At 55.4% G+C, this 22,409-nt stretch carries 17 protein-coding genes; 11 read left to right on the top strand and 6 right to left on the bottom strand.

Annotated features, from left to right (window positions below):
- The first annotated feature begins 44 nt into the window (after window positions 1–44).
- The 6 genes from ABEA92_RS03545 (at window position 45) to ABEA92_RS03520 (ending at window position 5,845) form a co-directional block, all read left to right on the top strand.
- On the top strand, window positions 45–1,157 hold the full coding sequence (locus ABEA92_RS03545) for a PstS family phosphate ABC transporter substrate-binding protein (protein ID WP_345682408.1): 1,113 nt from the start codon (window positions 45–47) through the stop codon (window positions 1,155–1,157).
- Window positions 1,158–1,345: 188 nt separating this feature from the next.
- Complete coding sequence (gene pstC / locus ABEA92_RS03540) at window positions 1,346–2,299, top strand: phosphate ABC transporter permease subunit PstC (RefSeq protein WP_345682407.1); 954 nt, start codon at window positions 1,346–1,348, stop codon at window positions 2,297–2,299.
- Window positions 2,296–3,492 carry a PstA family ABC transporter permease gene (locus ABEA92_RS03535; protein WP_345682406.1) on the top strand — a complete coding sequence of 399 codons (1,197 nt, stop codon included), beginning with the start codon at window positions 2,296–2,298 and terminating at the stop codon, window positions 3,490–3,492. Before pstC ends, ABEA92_RS03535 begins: the two co-directional genes overlap by 4 nt.
- A 79-nt stretch (window positions 3,493–3,571) precedes the next feature.
- Window positions 3,572–4,441: a phosphate ABC transporter ATP-binding protein PstB gene (gene pstB, locus ABEA92_RS03530; RefSeq protein WP_345682405.1), complete on the top strand. Its 870-nt coding sequence runs from the start codon at window positions 3,572–3,574 to the stop codon at window positions 4,439–4,441.
- Window positions 4,442–4,447: 6 nt separating this feature from the next.
- Complete coding sequence (gene phoU, locus ABEA92_RS03525; protein ID WP_345682404.1) at window positions 4,448–5,122, top strand: phosphate signaling complex protein PhoU; 675 nt, start codon at window positions 4,448–4,450, stop codon at window positions 5,120–5,122.
- Window positions 5,123–5,134: 12 nt separating this feature from the next.
- Window positions 5,135–5,845, top strand: a complete 711-nt coding sequence (locus tag ABEA92_RS03520) for a response regulator (RefSeq protein ID WP_345682403.1) — start codon at window positions 5,135–5,137, stop codon at window positions 5,843–5,845.
- Here the strand turns inward: ABEA92_RS03520 and ABEA92_RS03515 are convergent.
- Complete coding sequence (locus ABEA92_RS03515; protein WP_345682402.1) at window positions 5,842–6,420, bottom strand: dCTP deaminase; 579 nt, start codon at window positions 6,418–6,420, stop codon at window positions 5,842–5,844. The genes ABEA92_RS03520 and ABEA92_RS03515 overlap by 4 nt on opposite strands.
- A 410-nt stretch (window positions 6,421–6,830) precedes the next feature.
- On the opposite strand from ABEA92_RS03515, the gene ABEA92_RS03510 reads away from it, so the two are divergent.
- Entirely contained in the window at window positions 6,831–7,568 is a 738-nt protein-coding gene (locus ABEA92_RS03510) for an LON peptidase substrate-binding domain-containing protein (RefSeq protein ID WP_345682401.1), read from the top strand.
- 400 nt (window positions 7,569–7,968) lie between these two features.
- On the opposite strand, the gene ABEA92_RS03505 is transcribed toward ABEA92_RS03510, so the two are convergent.
- The 4 genes from ABEA92_RS03505 to ABEA92_RS03490 are packed head-to-tail and all read right to left on the bottom strand — an operon-like array spanning window position 7,969 to window position 14,679.
- Window positions 7,969–10,242: a glutamine amidotransferase gene (locus tag ABEA92_RS03505; RefSeq protein WP_345682400.1), complete on the bottom strand. Its 2,274-nt coding sequence runs from the start codon at window positions 10,240–10,242 to the stop codon at window positions 7,969–7,971.
- Window positions 10,239–12,770 carry a BatA domain-containing protein gene (locus ABEA92_RS03500; RefSeq protein WP_345682399.1) on the bottom strand — a complete coding sequence of 844 codons (2,532 nt, stop codon included), beginning with the start codon at window positions 12,768–12,770 and terminating at the stop codon, window positions 10,239–10,241. Before ABEA92_RS03500 ends, ABEA92_RS03505 begins: the two co-directional genes overlap by 4 nt.
- 26 nt (window positions 12,771–12,796) lie before the next feature.
- On the bottom strand, window positions 12,797–13,684 hold the full coding sequence (locus tag ABEA92_RS03495) for a DUF58 domain-containing protein (protein WP_345682398.1): 888 nt from the start codon (window positions 13,682–13,684) through the stop codon (window positions 12,797–12,799).
- 2 nt (window positions 13,685–13,686) lie between these two features.
- Window positions 13,687–14,679, bottom strand: a complete 993-nt coding sequence (locus ABEA92_RS03490; RefSeq protein WP_345682540.1) for an AAA family ATPase — start codon at window positions 14,677–14,679, stop codon at window positions 13,687–13,689.
- A gap of 64 nt (window positions 14,680–14,743) precedes the next feature.
- Here ABEA92_RS03490 and ABEA92_RS03485 point away from each other — a divergent pair, with 64 nt between their 5' ends.
- The 4 genes from ABEA92_RS03485 to ABEA92_RS03470 all read left to right on the top strand — a co-directional run bounded on the left by ABEA92_RS03485 (window position 14,744) and on the right by ABEA92_RS03470 (window position 19,459).
- A complete protein-coding gene (locus ABEA92_RS03485; RefSeq protein ID WP_345682397.1) occupies window positions 14,744–17,191 on the top strand; it encodes a DUF4159 domain-containing protein in 2,448 nt (815 codons plus the stop codon).
- A 539-nt stretch (window positions 17,192–17,730) separates the two neighbouring features.
- Window positions 17,731–18,279 carry a hypothetical protein gene (locus ABEA92_RS03480; protein ID WP_345682396.1) on the top strand — a complete coding sequence of 183 codons (549 nt, stop codon included), beginning with the start codon at window positions 17,731–17,733 and terminating at the stop codon, window positions 18,277–18,279.
- Window positions 18,280–18,477: 198 nt separating this feature from the next.
- Window positions 18,478–18,984, top strand: a complete 507-nt coding sequence (locus ABEA92_RS03475) for a hypothetical protein (RefSeq protein WP_345682395.1) — start codon at window positions 18,478–18,480, stop codon at window positions 18,982–18,984.
- A gap of 4 nt (window positions 18,985–18,988) precedes the next feature.
- Window positions 18,989–19,459, top strand: coding sequence for an RDD family protein (locus ABEA92_RS03470; protein WP_345682394.1), 471 nt, complete (start codon window positions 18,989–18,991; stop codon window positions 19,457–19,459).
- Between the two features lie 85 nt (window positions 19,460–19,544).
- Here the strand turns inward: ABEA92_RS03470 and ABEA92_RS03465 are convergent, their stop codons facing one another.
- Window positions 19,545–22,379 carry a YfbK domain-containing protein gene (locus ABEA92_RS03465; RefSeq protein WP_345682393.1) on the bottom strand — a complete coding sequence of 945 codons (2,835 nt, stop codon included), beginning with the start codon at window positions 22,377–22,379 and terminating at the stop codon, window positions 19,545–19,547.
- Between the last annotated feature and the right edge of the window lie 30 nt (window positions 22,380–22,409).

The raw sequence follows: 22,409 nt of genomic DNA, 5'->3' as shown, positions 1-22,409 counted from the left end.
TCGCTCATGACTCGTGTGCTCGCAATGAATCCTGGAGAAGGTAAATGATTTCGTTGAAACCGTTTCGTAATGGCACCCTGCTGCTTGGCGAAACTTTGGCGGCAGGGGTGGTATGTTTGGCGATGGTCGGTTGTGGGCCTGCTTCGACCAGCCCATCCGAATCGACTTCCGACATTGCGTTTGACGACTTGGCAACAAGCGAGCTCGCCAATATCGAAGGTGCTGTGGAAATTGATGGTTCCAGCACTGTGGCTCCGATTAGTGAAGCCGCAGCCGAAGCGTTTGGTAAAAACTTCAAAAACGTCAAGGTGACGGTGGCCATTTCGGGAACCGGTGGCGGTTTCGATCGGTTCACCAACGGCGAGATTGATATCTCCGATGCATCGCGTCCGATCAAAGATTCGGAATTCAAGGTTTGTAAAGAAAAAGGCGTTTCGTTCGTCGAATTGCCTATCGCGTACGACGGATTGTCGATTGTGATCAACAAAGAAAATGACTTTGTTGAACAGTTGACGGTCGATGAATTGAAGAAGATTTTTCTACGCGAAGGCGGTGCGAAGACTTGGAAGGATGTGAATCCCGAGTGGCCCGAGTTGCCGATCAAAATCTATGCTCCGGGAACCGATTCCGGCACGTTCGATTACTTCTTTGGAGACGTGGTCGCCAAGGATGATGAACATGAACATCCGCGTGATGACATGTCGGTTAGCGAAGACGACAACGTGTTGGTCACGGGGGTGGCTGGCGAAAAGGGAGCGATTGGGTTCTTCGGCGCTTCGTATTACTTTGCCAACGTTGACAAGATCAAAGCTGTCAAAATTGTCGATCCCAATACTGGCAAAGCGGTCGCACCGACACCGGAGACGATCGAAAATGGAGAGTACGCTCCGTTCAGCCGTCCCCTTTTCATCTATGTCAAAACCGACTCGATGAAACGTCCCGAAGTCAAGCAGTTCCTCGAGTTCTATTTGCGGGAAGCGGGCAAGTTGGCCGAGATGGTCGACTATGTCGCATTGCCAGATTCGATGTACGAAGTGGTGCGAGCTCACTACGAAGAACGGATTACCGGGACCCACTATTTGACTGCAGAATTGGAAAAACGAAGCGGTCCATTGGCCGAACTGTATACAACCGAAAACGTCGTCGACATCGAGTAATCGTTATCGAGTGGGGGGGGTGGATCTTGCTAAAGATCCTGCGGAATAAGGGATCGTTAGCAAGATCCACTCCCTAAAGTGTTCATCGGTGAAAGGGCCGTTGGTTTGTTGATTGACGGACGGTTCGAAACTCACGTGCGAGTTTCGCGACGAGAAACCAAGCACGATGCGAACGGAAAACAAATTTCATGAGCGTGATCAACGCTACCAATGACATCACGTCGATCGTCCACCATCCGTCACGGCGGCGGTCGCCGATCGCTGCACGGATCCGCGATCGTTTGGTTCGCGTGATGTTGTTTCTTAGTGCATTGTTGTCGATTGCCATCACATTCACGATCATCTTTGTGTTGTTTCGTGAGACCTTTCGCTTCTTTGCGATGGACGGTGTCAGCGTCGGCAAGTTTTTAGGGTCGGCAAAATGGTCGCCGTTGTTTTCGGGTGAGATCGGTATCTGGCCACTGGTCGCCGGAACGCTGCTTGTCACGGCGGTGGCGATGATTGTCGCATTGCCGCTGGGGTTAGTGACGGCTGTCTACCTAAGTGAATATGCCCCTCGCAAAGTGCGGTCGACGCTGAAGCCAACGCTCGAGATTTTGGCGGGCATTCCCACGGTGGTTTACGGTTACTTTGCATTGACCGTGATCACGCCGGGACTGAAATTCTTTCACGAAGGCTTTAACGTCTTCAATGCGTTCAGCGCTGGTTTGGCGGTGGGGATCCTCTGTCTGCCCACGGTTTGCTCGCTGTCCGAAGACGCACTGCATGCCGTCCCACGAAGTCTGCGTGACGCTGCGTACGGATTAGGTGGAACGCGATTTGACGTTGCCACCAAGGTGGTCGTTCCTGCCGCATTATCGGGGCTGGTGTCCGCGTTCTTGTTGGCGATCGCACGAGCGATTGGCGAAACAATGATCGTTGCATTGGCCGCGGGAGCGACGGCTCGCATGACGATGGATCCGCGAAACGAGATCCAAACGATGACCGGATGGATGGTCCAGATGGCGCTCGGTGACGCCAGCCACGAGGGAATGGAATATTATTCGATGTACGCGGTCGCGGCCGTGTTGTTTGTGCTTACGTTTAGCTTGACGGTGCTTGGCAACGTCGTCCGCAAACGATTTCGTGAGGCGTACGAATGAGTCAAGTCAGCGACAAACCCGATTCCAAAAAGCATCGCAACTTAAAAAGTCGCCACCGACTCGATCGTTGGTTTGTGCGGTTTTGCCAAGTCACGGCACTGTTGTCGGTGATCATTTTGGCCGTCATGTTAGGTGCGGTCTTTTACCAAGGTCTACCTGGACTCGATTGGGACTTTGTCAGTTCAGCCCCCAGTGCGACACCGGCGGACGCCGGGATTCGGCCGGCGCTATTGGGGTCGATGTGGGTGTGTGGCGTATGTGCGTTGTTCACGCTGCCGATCGGAGTGGCGACCGCAATCTTCTTAGAAGAGTTCAAACCACGCTCGGTCGCGATGCGTTGGTTTCACAGTTTCATCCAGTTGAACATCAGCAACTTGGCCGGGGTGCCATCGGTGGTCTATGGGATCATCGGGTTGACGGCGTTCGCCGGCATGTTTGGTATCATGGGAAATCGCAACGAACCGGTGTTCGAGGTTGGTGCCACCTACTTTGACCAATTCGTTAGCGAAGGCAATCGAATCTTGTTGGTTCCGGCGGCCGAGTCGAACTCACCCGCTCCGGAATTGAAACCGGGGCTGACGGCAATCACGAGTTCCGGCCAAACGGTCGAGGTCAACGTAATCGGTGCGAAAGAGCGGCTGCCACGTGAAGTGAACGTGCGGGCGGTGACATTGCGTGACGATGCCGAAGCGGGCCGCATCAGCAAAAAAGCCTGGTACTACTTTCGTCTGCCGCTGGGCCGTGGAGTGCTGTCGGGCGGTTTGACGCTGATGTTGGTTGTGTTGCCGATTGTGATCATCGCGTCACAAGAGTCATTGAGGGCGGTGCCGAATTCGCTGCGTGAAGGCTCGCTTGGCATGGGAGCGACGCAGTGGCAAACGGTCCAGAACGTGACCTTGCCCGCGGCGATACCGGGGATCATGACCGGAGCGATCTTGGCAATGAGTCGAGCGATTGGCGAAGCCGCACCGATTTTGATCATTTGCGGCATCGTTTACATCGGTTCGAGTCCAGGGAATTTGATGGACGATTTTTCGGTGATGCCGCTACAGATTTTCAATTGGGCTGCACGCCCCCAGGTCGAATTCCATGCGGTTGCCGCCAAAGGCATCATCGTGTTGTTGACATTATTGTTGTCCTTTAATGCCGTCGCGGTGTTGATCCGCAACCGTACACAGAGGCCGCTTTCGTAATTCGAAAGAACTTTACTTTTCGTCAGGCGTCCAACGGTTGTGCGTGGCGAATGACTCGTTTACAAGTGCAGATAAACAGATGACCGCCTCCCTAAAAAAGCCGAACCCCGTGAATGAATCCCGTGACGAGGATTCCGTGGTGGTTACTAGCCAGGATTCGACTGCAATCGATACAAAACCGCTTCCCGAGGACGCCCAGCCCGCGATTCGCATTGCTGACTTCAATGCGTTTTATGGGGCCTATCATGCGTTGTATGATATATCGTTGGACATTCCCAAGAATCGCGTGACCGCGCTGATTGGACCAAGCGGGTGTGGAAAGACGACGCTGTTGCGGTGGATCAATCGGATGAACGACATCGTTCCGACGGCCCGTGCCGAAGGCAAGATCTCGTTGGCCGATCTAGACGTACTGGCGGCCAGCACCGATGTGGTCGATTTGCGGCGTCAGGTCGGGATTGTGTTTCAGAAACCGAATCCGTTCCCCAAGACCATCTACGACAACGTGGCCTATGGTCCGCGGCTGCACCTTCGCATCTCGCGGTCTGAGTTGGATGATTTGGTCGAGTGGGCGCTGCGTAAAGCTGCCGTGTGGGAGGAAGTCAAAGATCGCTTGCACAAACCGGCACTTGGATTGAGCGGCGGTCAACAGCAACGGGTCTGTATCGCAAGGACCATCGCCACCGGCCCCGAAGTGCTTTTGATGGACGAGCCGTGTTCGGCACTGGACCCGATTTCGACAAGCAGTATCGAAGATCTGATTTACGAGCTTCGCAAGCAGTACACGATTGTGATTGTGACGCACAACATGCAGCAGGCGTCGCGAGTCTCCGATATGACAGCGTTTTTCTATCAGGGACGCGTGGTCGAGTTTGGAACGACGGATCAAATCTTTACTCGCCCCGATCAAAAACAGACGGAAGACTACGTCACCGGAAAATTTGGTTAATTCAAAATGACAAAACACTTAGACCGCGACATGGACCACCTGCATCGTGACATTTTGTCACTTTCGGCGGTCGTCGAGGAAATGATCGGTAACGCCGGGCGGGCACTACAGGATGGGCGTACAGACCTAGCTGAAAAAGTGATCCATGATGATGAAGAGGTGGATCAGCAAGAGGTTGCAATCGAGGAAGAGTGTTTGAAGATGCTGGCCCTTCACCATCCGGTCGCAATCGATCTTCGCCGAATTGCAACCGTCATCAAAGTGAACAACGATTTGGAGCGGATCGCGGATTTGGCCGTCAGCGTGGCACAGCGTGCACTCGGCGTCAAAGACTATCCTCGCTTTGTCATTCCCGACGGTGTCGGCCCGATGGTGACGAAGGTCAGCGGCATGGTGCGTGAAGCGCTCGACGCCTTTGTCAACATGGATACCGACATCGCCCGAAGCGTGATTCTACGCGACGACGAAGTCGATGCGCTCAATACCGATTTGATCAATCGTTTGCGGTTGACGATGCAGCAAGATGCTCAGTTTGTGGCTGCCGCGCTCCATTGTTTTTCGGCGATTCGCCATTTGGAGCGTATCGCTGATCTCGCGACCAACATTGCTGAGGATGCAATTTATTTGGTGGATGGCGAAATCGTTCGTCATTGCTCCGTTACGAAAAAGATTGCTAAATAAGCTGAAAGAATTATGGCTAAAACCACTGTTTTGATTATCGAAGACGATCGTTCCTTGGCCGAGGTCGTCACCTACAACCTTCAACGCGAAGGCTACGAGGTTTACGTGGCTCACGATGGCGAAGACGGGCTGACGCAGGCTCGATTGAAGTTGCCGGACGTGATCATTTTGGACTTGATGTTGCCGGTGCTCGATGGGCTCGAAGCGTGCCGACGACTGCGTGCGGATTCGGCAACCAAGAATACTCGCATCTTGATGTTGACGGCCAAGGCAGAGGAATCGGATCAATTGATCGGTTTCGCGCTCGGCGCGGATGACTATGTGACCAAGCCATTTAGCGTCAAAGTCTTGCTCGAACGCGTCAAGTCACTTTGTCGACGCGACAACGAATCTGCAGCGGTGCAGTTGATCGCAAGCCAAGGGGTTGCGATTGATCCGGTTCGCTACCGAGTGACCGTCAACGACGACGTCGTGAATTTGACACGTAGCGAGTTTCGTTTGCTCGAGTGCTTGCTGCGGCAACCCGGCCGCGTGTTTTCACGCAGCGAGTTGATCGACGTCGCGCTTGGCGAAGACACATTGGTGTTAGAGCGAACGATCGACGTGCACGTTCGCTCGCTGCGAAAGAAACTCGATACCCACGCCGACGTCGTACAAACCGTCCGTGGTGTTGGATACAAATTCCGCGACCCGAGTGATCAACGAATCAGTGAACGAGCCTAACGCGACTCGTGAAGCAGTTCGTCGAAATTCAGTTCCATTTGTCCGTCGTGATCGTCGCCACCGAGTTCACGGTACATCAAACTGGGCTGGATATCGCAGCTGTTTTGATACTTGCCGGGGCCGTAACCGCCGCATTCGCCTTGGACCTGCAAGTAATAGATTTGACAGATCTGCATGTTCGCGTAAATCCGCACCGGTTGGACGCAGTGCATCTCGAGCGTCCAGGTGCCACAGTAACCGACGTCGCCCAGACTGCCGCCTGGATTGATGAACAAACCCAAGCGTCCAAGCGAACTACGGCCTTGGATCATCGGCGCCGTGTCTTTGGTTTCGGTGTGTTCGACCGTGCGGCCGAGGTACAGTAGCCCCGGTTGCAACGTGATCCCTTCGGCGGGAATTTCGAGCCGGCGATAGCGATTGGGCGTCGCGGCATCCAGGATCACCTCCTCGTACACCAACAACTCATGATGCAGGGTCAGGTTGTAGCTGTTGGGATTGATTCGGCTTTCGTCAAACGGATCGATATGGATCGTGTCGTTGAGCTTTCGCTTGATTTCTTCACCCGAAAGAAGCATTTTCAATCCGTGCGGATAGGAGTGTGGGGTGTGAAGTGGCATCGACCGGAACTGCTAATTGTCGGTGACGACCCAGGTGACGTCAATGATTTCAACCGGATCGTTCTCGACTGCTCCACGAAATTTTCGCGAATGCTGACGGATGCGTAGCTTTTGACGCCCCCCCCAAGGTCCTCGCATCCGCCCTTGAATTTGACCTAGAATGGGGTAGCAAGCGAGAGTCGTAGCAAAAAAGCTATGTTTGATGATAAAATGAGCGTAGCGAAACTCGCCAAGAGTTTTGCTTGGGACAGCGATCTACGAAAGTCTTTGCGACTTTCGCTACGGCAGATGTAGCATGTCTCGCAAACACATCACGCTAGGCAGCTCGTCGGATAGGGGCTCGTACAGGAAAAAGGTGCGAAAAGCAGATGGATAATTTAGACGATGTGATTCAGTTGCCGGACGATTTTGATGGTCGAGTGCGTCTGTTTCCGTTGCCCGAGTTAGTGATGTTTCCGCACGCGATGCAGCCCTTGCATCTATTTGAGCCCCGCTATTGCGAGATGCTTCGTGAATCGCTGGCTTCGGATCGTTTGATCGCGATGGCAACGCTGACGGGGGGCATCGCGGTCATGCCAAATGAGCAGCCACCGATTGCCACCACGATCTGTATTGGCCGAATCGTCTCACACGCCGAATTAGAGAACGACCAACACAACATTTTGTTGGTCGGAGTGAAGCGAGCAATTATCACTCGCGAAATCGATGCGGGACGTCCATTTCGCATGGCCGAAGTCGACGTTCGCTCGGACTTCTACCCGCCGATCGGCGCCGAGCACCGAACTCAATTGAAAAAAGAACTGCTCGAGGCATTTGCGACGATCATCCCGGCCAGCAAGCAGGCGTCCAAGAGTTTGCATGAATTGATGGCGGGACAGATGGGGCTGGGCCCGATCACCGACATCATCTCGTACACGCTGCCGTTTGAGATCGAAGCCAAGCTGCGGTTGTTGGCGATCGCGGACGTCGATGATCGAGCGGCCGAATTGGTCCGCTTGCTCCGCAGTGGCAAGGTAAACTTGCACACGGTTTCGTCCGAAGAACAGGACGGTGATGGGCGTTCGCAAGACGACGAGCCGTTCCCGCCTAAATTTAGCGTGAACTAATGTCGTTGATCGCTCCCGCGATCAAAACGTGAAGCGAAGCAGGTGCATATGAGTCATTCCATATTATGATCTGAGCCGACGGCGCTAAAACTTTGGTATTGTCGTGATTTTTGGGTGCGCTGGTTTTCTGCCACCTCTCCCCCGACTTCGTCGGTGGAGAGGTAACTGCCGCGGAAGAAAAACTCACTCCCAATATCCAACGTCAATACCATAGCTTTAGCGGCCCGCGGCAAGCGCCGTCGGCTCACAAATGGATCGACGTTTCACCGGTATATGCCGAACGCCCCGCGTAGTGCTAAAGCAACCAATACTACCCACCTTAAATTTGTTGTAGTAGCTGAATCCATTCCGCCTCTCGCCAAGATCGCGGAGCGATCAGCGACAATGGAATACGCAGCGATCACACCAAACCCCACCGCCGCCGCAAATACCATTCGGTCGACAATGCACCGGCGAACAACACAAACAGTAGCCATCCGCTAACGGGATCGTCGCCGAGCATCTGTTTCTCGACCACCGGCGCTTCGGCTTGATGACGACGCTCGGCGATCTGTTGGATCAATTGGTCGATCTCCTCGTGCGAAAACGCGGCTCCCCCGTGATCCTTTGTAATCTCAGCCAATTGACGCAAGTAACCGGGGTCGGCCATCGGCATCAACATTTCACGACTCTGGTCAATCACTTGAAATGCCAATGTCTCCGCTTTGATTTTTGCATCTTGATTAGCCGGAGCGACCTGCAGCCGGTAGTAGCCTGGTTCCAAGTTGGGAATCATCCCCGAGACGGTTTGCTCGCCTGCCACGGTCGAACTTGCAGTGTCCGTGATTGCTGTGATTCGATTGTTTTCATCAATGATCGCTGCAGTCAATTTGACCTGGGCCGGTTCGTCCGTCAGCGAGCTCAACCGAGCGCGGAAACCGATCTCCGATTCGTTGGCAAACCGTCGCGAATCGAGTTCGATAAAGATGCGGTCCCCCGAGTCCTCTTCTCGCGACAGTAGCCATAACGCCAATTGACGCCAATACCGTCGATACGCTTCGCTGCGGCCTTCACGCCACCACCGCCAAGTCGAATCAAACGCGACCGCTGCGGTCCGCCCGCGTCCGTATTCACCGACCACCAACAATGGATCGCTGTCGGCGGTTTCCAGTAGCACCTGGACCCCAGGTGAAACCTTGGGACCGACAAAGCGGTTGGCCCCCAGCAAACGGGGCAGTGTCGACCAGGTCGCATCAGGATCGTCGCCACCGATGTTGGTGATCGGATGCGAACGCGATCGTTTGATCGTGATGGGGCCGGGGATCTGTAAACGCGGATTGTCAACTTCGTCGGATTGGATCGAAATGCGACGCGACGCATCCATTTCCACTGGCAACACATCTGCCAAGGGCGAGTTCGCGTAACCACCGGCGTCGTAGTTGTGGTAACCGCCCAGCATCACCAACCCGGCTCCGTCGGAAACCGATTGTGCCAGCTGTGATAATTGTTCGCGGCCAATCGCATCGGCATCCAAGTCGCCGATGATATAGATATCGAACTTGCCTTTTTGAAACCAATCACGCAGCCCGATCGGCCACCGCGCCGACGTATCGCTCGGGATCCACTGGTAAGTCAAATCGAGATCGGGAAACCGTCTCAGCGCCGCACGAAGATAGGTTTGCTCTAACCGCGGTGCCCCTTCGAGATACAAAATCCGCCCGCCTCCTTCGCGAACATTCACAAACGCGGTTTGCAAATTGTTGGAAGTGACCAATTCGCCTTCGACCGGATCGACTTCGACATTCAATCGATAGATACCCGGTGCCGGAGCGATGACTTGCAGCGACATTCCTTTGACTTCGTTTGCTTTTTCGGCAACGAGTTGTCGCTCCGCTGCGACGGTCGAGTTTCCTTTTTCATCGATCCAGCGAACACGCAGCGGCACTTCGGTGCCAGCCAACCCGCGTAACTGCACTTGAGAATTGACGTCAAATTCGTTCTTGGCAAACAGCTGAAAACTTTCGGGCAATGCGTCGATCCCAACATCGCGGTTAGCCGACTGCCCTCCAGCCGGCCCGATCGGGATGGTCCACAACGGGACGCCCCATGTCTTCAGCATCTGTGCGATGCGTTCGGCTCCGGTGCCATCAATGGGAGCCGTCTGGGCACCGTCGCCCATGATCACGACGCCTGCAAGCGGTTGGCCTTGAGCCGCTGCGATGGCCGCCGTCGCGGCGGCGGCCAAGTCCGTTAAATCGCCCGTGGGGACGCGGTTGTCCAGTGCCGAGGGGAGAGTGTTTTCCAGTTCGCTCGCCGTTTTGTCATAGCCAAGCAAACGCACGCTCATCGATTCGTCGAGCGTGCTGAGTCCTTCGGCGAGTTGTTGCCATGCCTGTTGTTGATGCGTCCATCGGTCGCCGCGGTCGTCGTCGGGAAACGTCATGCTTCGCGATGTGTCCACCGCCACGACCAACGTTGCTTCGGCCGGTCGTGTATCGGTTTGGACAAAGCCAGGCCGAAATATCGCCAGCATCAAAATAAAGGCGGCAAGAAAACGAAGCCCAATCAACCATCGACGCTGTTTCGGATTCTCGGTTGGTGGCGTTACCAAGACCAAAACCACCACGACCAACAGCGAAACCAAAGTGGCAACGAAGGCGGAATGATAGATCGGTTCGATCAAAAACGAACTCACGCGGTGGCCCCCGCAGCAGTGGACGTTGCCTTGATCGACGACCGAGCACTATCGCGTTTACGATAAAAACGATTCCCCAAAATCTGTTCCATCAAAAACACGACCAATGCCAATAGCATCGCCGGGGAATGTAGCGAGACTCGTTGGCTGTCTTGATCGCCTCGTAAATCGATTTCTTCGCGGTCGGTAACCAGACGCACATGCTCACTGGAGAACGAATTGACGAGCGTCTCGGGATCAACGCGGTTCAGTCGTGTGGCGGAATCCGAGATGTTCGCTGAGAAACCGGTATGCAGCTCGGGGCCGCGAACCCAGTACGTTCCCGCGGCATTGATGTTGGTGATCGTAAATTGTCGAGCGTCGATATCGACATCGATCGGAATCGAGCTGTCGTCACCCGGTGGGTAAAGTTGGTAGCGACGCGTCAATCGCTCGCCCGCGGGTTTGGCCGCTGCCGTCGTCGGGGCGGAATCATTGACCAGCGGCGACGCGTTATCGCCGCGTCCGCCGGATGCCATGTCCGAATCGACGATGGTGGCGTCCGAATCGACGAGGGTGATGGTGTGCGGTTGACCGACCAACGAATCACGCAGGCCCGCTGAACGCTGCGTCAAGTAATCGGCCAGCTCGCGAACCAACAAAAAAGCGGGCCAAGCATCGGTGCCGCTGAACAGTTCGTTCCAGCGGCGAGTCGTATTGGCCAACGCGGGCAGCGGTGTGGTCATCATCACAACGCGGCCCGGCGTGTTCGCGTCGACGTTCGTCAGCTCGACCAGCGACGCATGTTCGGTCCCGGCGAATTGTGCCAATCGGCGAAGTTTGACCGTGTCTTGGGGGCGTGATTCGATTTGCCAGTATTGGAAAATGCGAAATTGGTTCCATGGCACGCCACCCGCAATGTTGCTGAGCGGAGCGAGCAGCGGATGCGATTGATTCAGCGGTTGCAAAAACGAGCCTGGTTCGGGCACTCGCCAACGACGGACGAGTTTGGGCCATGTTTGGGAAGCCTCGGATGTCGTCTCGGCCGCCGGCCCGAGTGCGATAAAAGCGCCACCTCCGCGACCTATGTATTGGGCAAGTTGCGGATCTTGGAGCGCGCGATTGGGCGGGTCCAATAACATCACGGCGTCAAAATCGGCCAGCCGGACGACGGCAAAATCTTGGTAGCGAATCGATTCCACTCGGTATTCTGCATTCGGGTCATCGATCGTTAACGGCGCGGTCATCGATTGGCCCATCACGCGAGCTTCTTCTTCACTATCGCTGACGATCAACACGGGGGACGCCGGCAACACTTCGATCGAAAAATAGCGAACGTTGTCGAGTGCGATCGGGTCGTCGCCGATCAAACGGATTTGCCCGTGATGTGTCCCGACCGGCATCGGCGGCACGGTCAACAGAACCTCGGCCGTTCCGCTGCCGCTAAGTCGCACGCTGGTGCGATCGACACTTTGCAGTTTCGGACGTTGAACCTTGCCATCACGGATCACAGGCAATGCGGGATCGGTGTCATACATTTCCAATTCAGCCGTGATCGATTGTCCTTTCTCGTTCACTTGACCGGCGATCCCCACACGGGCCGATACCGATACGGGCGTTGCGGCGGGCGGCGTCAAATCGGACACTTGCAGCGAAGAAACAAAACGATTGCTGCCTTCGAAATCACCCAGATCCACCAGCGTTAAATTGACGGTGGGTTCGGTTTCCAACAATAGTCGAGTGTCGGCGTCATCGATCGCCTGTTGCCAACTCGATTCACTGAGGTCGCTAATCACGATCACCGCTCGTGCCGAAAGGTCACTTGATTGAACCAGGCCAATCGCTGCGGCTATCCGGCTGGTGATCGGCTGCGTCACGGCCAGCGGTTTGATTTGTTCGATTTGTGACAGTGCACTAGCGCTGTCCAGTGCAAAGGACGCAGGGCTTGTCGTTCGATCGATGACCGCAATCCGGCTGCTGCGAGGCACGCGAGCGACAATCCATTCGGCCAACGATTCAATTCGCTGCATGCGGTTGTCGTTGTTGGTCTGCCATCCGGAGGTGGCGGAATTGTCGATCACGATTGCCATTGCCACCGGAGACGCCATGTCGGTGGCCGGTCGTGGCCCGGTTGCATAGGTCACACCACCCCAAATGATCGCCGACAACAATGCCAGTAATGCGATGCCCGTCAATGCATAACGCAGCGGTGGCGAAAAGCCTCGCGCAAACGCAATCCCTGCCAAAATCAGCATGCCTAGGCCTGCGGCGGCCACCAAACCGATGGTCACCCAAGTCAGGGAAAGCGATTGGTGGATCACCGGACGCGCGAACGCGAACGCGACAGCCGCGATCGCCGCGATCCGCAGCGCTAGCAACCACCAACGACGAATCTTCAAGCGGCTGCGGTTTGTCTCGTATCGCTGCGTCAAAAATCGGAGCGAGGGGAATACCACCTTCTTGGGCTCTCGCCGCGACAAAAAATGCAGCACGATCGGCACGGCGGCTGCCGCGAGACCTAGCATCAGAGTTGCATTTAAAAACGTCACGAGATTGTCTTACCGCTGGTTTCAAGTTACTTGGACTTTTGTCGCTGCATCAGGTATTCCGTCAACGCTTTGTCAAACGGCATGCTGGTGTCCAGCGGCACATAGTCGATTCGCAAATTGGCACAACGCTCTCGAAAGTTGTCGCGGAACTCATTCAGTTGCGTTAAATAATCTTCGCGAAATCCCGTCGCGTCCACCGTAATCGTCTCGCTGGTCTCGCTGTCTTCGAATTGAACCGGACCGTCGTAGGGAAAATTGACTTCGGCTTCGTCGAGAATGTGGAAAACGATCACATCGTGACCGCCATGACGCAGCCGAGCCAACGCGGAGAGCGTCGCTTCGGAATCGTCCAATAGGTCCGAGAACAGCATGACCAGCGAATGATGTTTCAACATCGCCGCGACTTGAGTCAGCGACGCCGCTAAATCGGTGTTGCCCTCGGGTTTCATTTGGGTCAATCGCGCCATCACGTCGCCCAGATGTCCCCGTCGGCTTCGTGCCGGCAACTCCGCACGGACTTTCTCACCCAGCGTCAACAATCCCACCGGGTCTTGCTGCATCGTCATCAAATAGGTCAACGACGCTGCCAAGCAGGTGGCGTATTCGAACTTGGTCATGCTCTGGCTCTCGGTAAATCCCATCGACTTAGACAAATCGATCGCCAAATAGCCTGTCAGATTGGTTTCCGCTTCAAAACGTTTGACGTAATACTTGTCCGTTTTGGCGTAGACCAACCAATCAATCAGTTTCGGATCGTCGCCCCGGTTATAGCGTCGGTGTTCGCTGAACTGGACCGAAAACCCATGAAACGGACTGGAGTGCAACCCCTGCAAAAATCCACGCACGACCATCCTCGCACGCAGGTCGAGTCGTTTGATTTGTTGGATCGATTCGGGGGAAAGCAGTGAGGCCACGATTACGACTTCGTCATCTTTTCCGGTTCGGGAACGGGGATGTCTTTGAGCAGTCGCTCGATCACCGCGTCGGTGTCCATGCCCTCGGCTTGAGCTTGGAAATTGGTCGCGATTCGGTGACGCAGCACAGGAATGGCAATCCGCTGGATGTCGCTCGGATCGACACTGAACCGGCCGTTCATCGCCGCGATCGCTTTACCGCCGTTGATCAGGTTCTGGCCCGCGCGAGGACCCGCACCCCAGTCGACGAGGTCGCGAATGTACTGGGGCGCCGTTTCGTCTTTGGGGCGAGTCGCACGGACCAGCTGTGCGACATAACGAATCACCAGCGGATTGACCGCGATGCTGGAAACCAGCTTTTGGATGTTTAGAATCGCGCGAGACGACAGCACCTTGTTGACGGATTGCGTTTCGCCTCGGGTGGTCGCTGTCAGGATTTGTTCTTCTTCGGATGCCGTCGGGTAGCCGACTTTGATGTTGAACATGAATCGGTCGAGCTGAGCTTCGGGAAGCGGATAGGTTCCTTCTTGCTCGATCGGGTTCTGCGTGGCGATCGTAAAGAAGGGAGGCGTCAAAGGATACGTTTCCGTTCCCACGGTGATTTGCCGCTCCTGCATCGCCTCTAATAGCGCCGCCTGAGTTTTCGGGGGCGTTCGGTTGATTTCGTCCGCCAGCAGGATGTTGGTAAAGATCGGACCTTGGACAAAGCGGAAACTTCGTCGCCCCGACTCGTTTTCTTCCATCACCTGGGTGCCGGTGATATCCGAGGGCATCAAATCCGGTGTAAACTGAATACGCTTGAAGGAAACGTCAAGGATTTCAGCCAACGTGCTGACCATCAGCGTTTTGGCCAACCCCGGAACGCCCTCGAGCAGACAATGGCCGCGGGTGAAGATGGCGGCCAGCAATTGCTCGATCGTATCGGATTGGCCCACAATGACCTTGGCAAGCTCGGCCCGCATCGTTTGCTGATGCTGAGAAAACTCGCGTAACACGTCACCTAAATTCCGCGCCGGTTGGTTCGGTGGGGGGGAATTGGGTGCAGGAGGAGGACTAGTCATGATGAAAAACGTACATTCCTTTGCCGAGGTACGGGAAACTTTCTCGTCGAGTTATCTTAGACATGTATTGATGATGGCGGGAGGACGCCAAGTCGGAACGATCGTTTTTGCGACGCTTTTGTTGCTTACCGAGATGATCCGTCCTACGTATGCTGCCGAGATTGACGCGGCCAGCGTGCAGCGAGCGATCGATCGCGGGGTTGCCTATCTTCGCAGTTCGCAAACCGACCGCGGCGGATGGAACGAATACGGCAGCCAATCGTGCGGGTTGACGGCGCTGTGTACGCTCTCGCTGCTCAACGCAGGCGTTTCGCGTGACGATCCCGATATGATTCGTGCCATGCGGTACCTGCGGTTGTATGAGCCCAACGAAACCTATTCGGTCGCTCTGCAAACGCTCGTCTACTGTCAACTTGGTGCCGCCGGTGACCTGGACCGCATCCGCCGCAACGTTCGCTGGTTGATCAATTCGCAACGCGACCCACGGGGCAGTGGGCGTGCGGGAAGTTGGAGCTACGGTAACGGGCTTGGCAACGGCGACCCTTCGAATACCCAGTTCGCCATTCTCGCACTTGGTGCTGCGAAAGATCGTGGCATCGAAATTGACCCGGCTGTATTCGAACGCTCGATCGCCTATTGGGAAAAGATCCAGCGTAGCAGCGGCGGATGGGGATACGGCAGCAGCCAACCGCCGACCGGCAGTATGACGTGCGCCGGAATCGCATCGATGATCATCGGCCGCGATGGCACCGCTGCCGGCAGCTCAAAAATCGTCGGCGATACGATCCAGTGCTGCGGAAACGAATCGCCGGAAAAAGATCCCGTCCAGGCGGGGCTGCAGTGGCTGGGGGATCGGTTTACCACCAAAGTCAATCCGGGCGGTGATTCGATGACCTTTTACTATTACCTGTACGCACTCGAACGTGTTGGCCGGTTGTCGGGACGACGCTTTATCGGTGGTCATGATTGGTATCGCGAAGGCGCCGAACAATTGCTCGAGGCCCATGATCAATTCCAAGGATTTTGGTCGGGGACAGGCGTGATGGAAAACAATCGCGACATTGCCACCTCGTTCGCGTTGTTGTTTCTCAGCAAAGGCAAACGCCAAGTCGTCGCAGGGCAATTGCAATACGAAAGCCAACCGGCGAACCAGTGGCAATCGCACCCCGAGGGACTCAAACAATTGGTCCGGCATGTCGAACGCGACTGGGGCCGCGATCTGACTTGGCAAACCATCGTCGGTCAACACGATAAGGGCCGCGCTGCGTCGGTCGAAGATTTGCTGCAGACGCCGGTGCTGGTGATCAGCGGCAAGGCATCGCTGAATTTCTCGCCTGAGTTGGTCGAAAACTTGGGCGAGTATATCGAGCAAGGGGGCACGATCTTGTTCGAAGCCCAAGCGGGCGATGGCTGCGGAGACGCGTCGGGATTCGAAGCGAGCGTTCGCGAGTTGTGTGCAAAATGGTTCGACGGAGCGCCGCTGGACCGATTGCCACCGAGTCATCCGGTGTGGTTTGCCCAGCATGAAGTGGCACCAGCGTCGATCCCATTGATCGACAAGGATTTTTGGGTCTACGGGGTTCAAGCGTGTTGCCGAACCGCCGTGTTTTACGTTCCAAATTCTTTGTCGTGTCGCTGGGAATTGAGCGATGTGTTGTTTTCACGTCGCGAGGTGTCCGAGCCTGTGCGAAAACAATTGGATGTCGCGGTGCGGATCGGCGAAAACGTGATCGCATATGCCACTGGTCGTGAACTGAAAGACAAGTTGGAAAAACGGGTCGTGTTGGACGCTGCGGATGCACCGCAGCCGACGCGTGGATCGATCGAAGTCGCCATGTTGTCATTGGGGGCCGGCGGCGAGGAGGCTCGGCGAGCGATCCCCAATGCGGCCGAATTGATTCGCCGCCGGGTGCCGATCGACATCGTCGCGGCCGATCAACCGGTCCAGATTGAATCGGCCGGTTTGAGCGGCGTTCCCGTGTTGTGGATGCATGGACGCACCGAGTTTGATTTGACCGCGGACCAACGTCGGGCTCTGGCCGAATACATTAAAAACGGCGGCTTTGTGATTGGCACCGCGATTTGCGGCAACGAAGCGTTCGCCAAATCGTTTCGCCGAGAAATGGCGTTGCTATTACCGAGTTCGACGCTCGAGACGATGGCTGGTTCGCATCCTGCATTGACCAGTGCCTATGGCGGATTCGACATCACGTCGGTGACCATCCGCAGACCGACTGGCCGTGGTGCGGGGCAAGTGGTTGATCGCCGCAGCAGCGCACCGATGATCGAGTTTGCCACGGTCGACGGTATGGCAAGTGTCTTCTTTTCACCACTGGACATCAGCTGTGCACTGGAGAGTCAGAACTCGGTCCAGTGCCCCGGTTACCCCACCGATGACGCCGCCAAGATCGTCGCCAACCTGGTCCTCTTCGCACTCAACCAATAGCAGCACAGGCTGCCGGCCCTGTAGTCCGATTCCCATCCACGTTTCGTTTTCCACCTCCGCCGCCCGCACTAGGCGTTGGTCACGGGCTGCAAAAACGATCGGGTTTCTATGATGTTTGGTTGTGCCGGTTTTCTGTCACCTCTCCACCAACTTCAACGAATGCTGATTTTAATAGCAAGCGAATAGGCCGGAGGCCGAAACATGACTTGCCGTTGGCGTGAGCCAACGGTTTAGAGGCGACGGTTTAGAGGCGACTTGTTGCCACAAGGCCGGAGGCCGAAACAATGACGACAGAGTGTGTCGCCCTCCGGGCTCTATTTTCCCGCGTCCACTAGCCGGTAGCTCACGCCACCGGCAGAGGGCGTGTCGGCCTCCGGCCTGTTATCGCGAACATAAAAAAAGCAGCTCCGGTTTTGGGGGGCCTGACATTGTGCGTTGACCTTACAATGTAACGTCCCAGTGTGCCGTCGCGAATCGTGCAGCGAAATCGAACGTGGTCGCAGCTCGGCTGGTATGCTGACCGAAGGCACCCGCTGGTGTTGGACCGGCTGATCGTCAGCATTACCCGACTGAAAGAAAAGAGGTTGAGTATGCACCGCAAAATTAGTGGCATCCACCGCATACAAACTGTGCTACCGGTGCTGCTGTTACTGTTCGCCATGGGCTGCATGGAAACGACACCTCAACCGCAACCGGACGACGAGCGACCGAGCGACGATGCTATCGTCGAAACCGATCAGTCAACGACGGTGGCGACGAATGAACAGGAAAAAATAAAATCGACTGGCAAGCCTGACTGGACTTTGGCGACGTTCGATCTTGATTCTGCCGTGACGGTTTCACTTGTCCAACTGGACGGATTCGCCAATGGGCAACCGTTTTCCTACGTTGGTTCGGATCAGAGTTGGCACTATTTCAGAGTCAAAGGTGGCTTCTATCGCCTCAGCCACCAGGAGTCGCTGCCGCCAACGCCTCCCGAAAATGGCAGGAAGCAACGGATCGGCTATGTGGGACTTCCGATGGAATTTGTCGATGGTGAGCTCACCGCGCGTTACCCCACCGACGAATTTCCAACGGGATCGTTCTAAGCAGATCGATCGGATCGCAACGCATCGGGCTCAGCACTACGTCAAGGAGATGGAGATGTTTGCGGCTGAGAATCAGGTCGAATCTGGGGTTCAGCTTATTACTGTTCCCGGTGTCGGACACAGTTCCTCGCGGCTTACTGAAATCTGCGCCAAGGCGATCCTAATCATGGGGCAACGCGCCAAATAAAAAATAAGAAAATGAGATACCAGTTACGACTCGCTGCCTGTTTCGCCTTGCTGACAGCGGTAGTGCTGTTTGTGATGGTGTTGACTGCACCCTATGGTTATCAGCACGCGTCGAATTCGCTTCGTCAAGCGTCCTCGTTCGAGGTGCTGTCGCTTTCTCCCGAGCCGTCTGGGGCGGAACAGGGTGATCACTTCTATCGTTGGCCTGTGCTAGGCAGTACGCTTGTGTCGAGTGATTCGGTTCGTCAATCGCTTATGGATGCCTTGGACGCCGGTGTCGCCGAAAACAAAAAACAGATCGCTGCGTGCTTCAGTCCGCGTCATGGGATCCGTGCCATCGTGGACGGCCGTCGCTACGAACTGGTGATTTGTTTCGAATGTCTACACGCTCACTGGTACATTGACGGAAAACAGCAACGTGGTTTTTTGCTAACCAGTTCACCTCAACCTGTGTTTGATCAAGTGTTAATCGATTCCTCTGTTCCGCTTCCCAAACCCCTCCGAGAAATAGAGCCCTGAAAAAATGAATGAACCACTAAATCCTTATGCCGCATCCACAGCGACATTGGCTGAACCTGCCGCGTATCTCGTTGACGGTGAAGTCGTGCCCGCAGGGAAAGGACTTCGACTCGCGAACTTTTTGATTGACTACATCATGCAGTTCGTGGTCAGTTTTGTCTTTGGGGCGATCATCGTCTTGGTCGGCGGTCAAGACGGAGTGGACTTTATCAACCAAACCCCTGGCTTTTTGATTGGCCTGCCATTATTTCTCATCTACTACATTCTGTGCGAAGCCACGACGTCAAGGACGCTGGGGAAGTTGGTCACGGGAACGAAAGTGGTCAACGAACAGGGAGGCAAACCCACATTTGGCCAGATTCTCGGTCGCACTTTCTCGCGGCTCATTCCGTTCGAAGCGTTCTCCTTTCTTGGAGAAACCTCGAGAGGTTGGCACGATCGTTTTCCACACACGTTTGTGGTGAAGTCCCGATAGCATGAAAAAACAACACGCAATCACGGCTTCAGGAAAGCTGTGATTGCGTCGGAGGAACCTTGACGCGGGCGCCGCTCGCGTCGGCTTATTCTTGGCCCATCAGTTGACTCGCCTTTTGAGCGAGCTCAATGAATTCGGCCCTCAATTCAAATCGGTCTTCGCCCTTGCTGGCCTCCGCGACGCGGACCACGTCGCCGAGCGTCCAGTTTCCTTTGTACTCGCTGCGGCGAAGCTGCATTCCAAAACCGGCGACGGCGGCGGCAAAGCGAGTCTCTTTGTCGGCTTTGTCAAAGCTGTCCCCCTCGTCCGTCACCGGAAACTCGACCAAGGTGCTGGTGTCGCCATCGGGCTGTTTGTAACGCAGCTTGATTGTCAACATTTCGTCACTCTGTGCCGCCTTGGTTGGTTTGACCTTGGCTTGGTACTTCAAGTCGTCGACCTTGGGTTTGGCCGCGTCCGGTTCGGAGCCTGCGGGGACGATTTCGTACAGTGCGGTGACACTATGCCCCGCCCCAATCTCGCCCGCATCCTTTTTGTCGTCATTGAAGTCTTCTTTCGCCAGCACTCGGTTCTCGTAGCCAATCAAACGGTACGAGTTGACTTGCGTTGGATTGAATTCGACTTGCAGTTTGACGTCCTTGGCAATCGTCACCAGCGTGCTGTTGGTTTGATCGACCAGTACCTTGCGAGCTTCCTTTTCATTGTCGATGAAGGCATAGTTGCCGTTGCCTCGGCCGCTGATTTGCTCGAGCATCGAATCGTTATGGTTGCCCATGCCAAACCCGAGCACCGACAGAAAGACGCCTCCCTTGGCTTCTTTTTCCACCATGCGTACCAGTGCGTCGGTACCGGTCGTGCCGACGTTGAAATCGCCATCGGTACACAGGATCACGCGGTTGACACCGTCAGGGATGAAATGGTCGCGAGCGACTTGGTAGGCCAAGGCGATGCCGGCACCGCCATTGGTGCTGCCGCCGGCGGAGAGCTGCGTCAGCGCCTTGCGAACTTTCTTGCCGTTTTTCACTTTCGTGGAATCAAGTACCAATCCGGCCGATCCGGCATAGACTGCGATCGCCACTCGGTCGTTCTCGTTCAATTGCTCTAACAACATTTTCATGCCGTCTTGGACCAGCGGCAATTTGTTGGCTTGGTTCATCGAACCGCTGGTGTCCAGCAAGAACACCAAGTTGCAGCGCGGTCGATCAGATTGCTCAATCACTTTTCCCTTCAGCGCGATCCGGGCCAATCGATGCTGTGGATTCCAAGGACATTCGGTCACGACCGCGCGTGCCGCGAAAGGATGTTCCGCGTCGGCGGCGGGCGGATCGTAGTTGTAGTCAAAGTAGTTGATCATCTCTTCGATGCGGACTGCGTCGGGTCGTGGCAGCTGGTTTGCACGAACAAGGAAATCACGCACCTTGCTATAGCTGGCGGTGTCGACATCGACTGAAAACGTGCTTAGTGGATGCTCAGAAACACGCCGGAACGGGTTGTCCTCGATCACGTCAAACTGGTCACCTGGGGTTCCAGGACCAACGCCTTCAGGGTTGCGAACCTCTTCGTCCAGCAATTGGATGGCTTTGGGCAAACCAGGAATCGACTGTTTCAGCTCGGATCCCAATCTGGTGTTCAAGGGCACCGTATCCATCGGAAGCCCATATCCACCTGCGGTTGTCTGCCCTTTTTTTTCAAGCGTCGTGACGGCCTTGGACAATCTCGGAATGTTATTATCTCGATTCGATCTGACCTCGGATGAAGGGAGTGTTGATGTATCGCTAGGCAGCCCATAACCGCCTTCTAGCATTGCCATACCATCGCTGAGATCAGAAGATTGGGATTCGCGGTCGCTCGGTGAGGGACTCTCAGGCATATCCATCCCCATACCTCCGCTTCTTCCCCTTTTCAAACGATCGTTGGACTCATTCTGCGATCCGCCCATCGCCATTCCACCTGGGGCAAATTCGGTTTGTGCGGCCTCCACTTCCGCAAAGAGATCCGAGTTAGTGGCTCCAAAAGGATCCTCAGCTGCTGGAGCCGCAGGAGCAATCTGGCTCCATTTTTTGTCAAGTGGGTATCCTCTTGACTTTTCGGGCTTCGGCTCCGCCGCCGTTCGCAATCCGCTAGTGTCTTGCAATGATATGGATGGCGGCGGGGACATCCCTAATGCTCCCGCTTGCTCCGAACCTTCCCCACCTTGGTCCGCAGAAGATTCTTTCAGCATCGATCGCATCGCGACTTGGGGGGGAGCTGTGTCTGCATCGCGTTTTGCTTCTGCACGACTGTGAAACTGATCGGATGCGGAATCGGCGGACATCGCTGCGGCTGACATTGGCGCCGTTGCCATCGGAGACGTTGCTGGTGCCGCCGCTTCGGCGGCAGCAAATCCGCTGGCGTCGGCCACATCATGAGGCGTCAACTCTCTCTCGCCACCGAGCGAATCTGCCGATAGCTCGACGATCTCTTCGTCTTGTTCTTGCCCACTCGTTGCCATTCGCATGTAGTCTTCTTGGCTGAGTGTCGGTTCCTCTTGGGGATCAGCCACAGCGTCACCGTTCATCGCAATTTTGGGCGACATACTCGCTGGGATCGCGATCGCAGCGATGATCAAGACGATTGCCGCAGTCACAACAAGCTCTACGGTGCCAAGTTGGTACCATGCTCGTTTCGGTTGGGTCGTTACAAACGTTGGGCGATGATCACCGGCGATGATCTTATCGCGGCGATTGGCGTCCAGCGGTGGCGTCGATTCGGATGCGAACAACGAATCAAGCTTGCTCGTCACGCCGCGAGCTTCTTCGACCGCCGCGGCTAATTCGGGATTGGATTGCATTTCGCTTTCGAAAGCGGCACGCTCATCGGCGGGCAACTCGTCAAGCACGTAAGCGGTAATCCGAGGATCATTCCAGATGGATTCAGACATATTAGAACTCAGTGTTTTATTGTGGATGGA

Source organism: Novipirellula caenicola, from assembly GCF_039545035.1.
Classification (GTDB): Bacteria; Planctomycetota; Planctomycetia; order Pirellulales; family Pirellulaceae; genus Novipirellula; species Novipirellula caenicola.
Note: the sequence above shows the minus strand (reverse complement) of the source record. Positions and strands in the feature narration are given on the sequence as shown.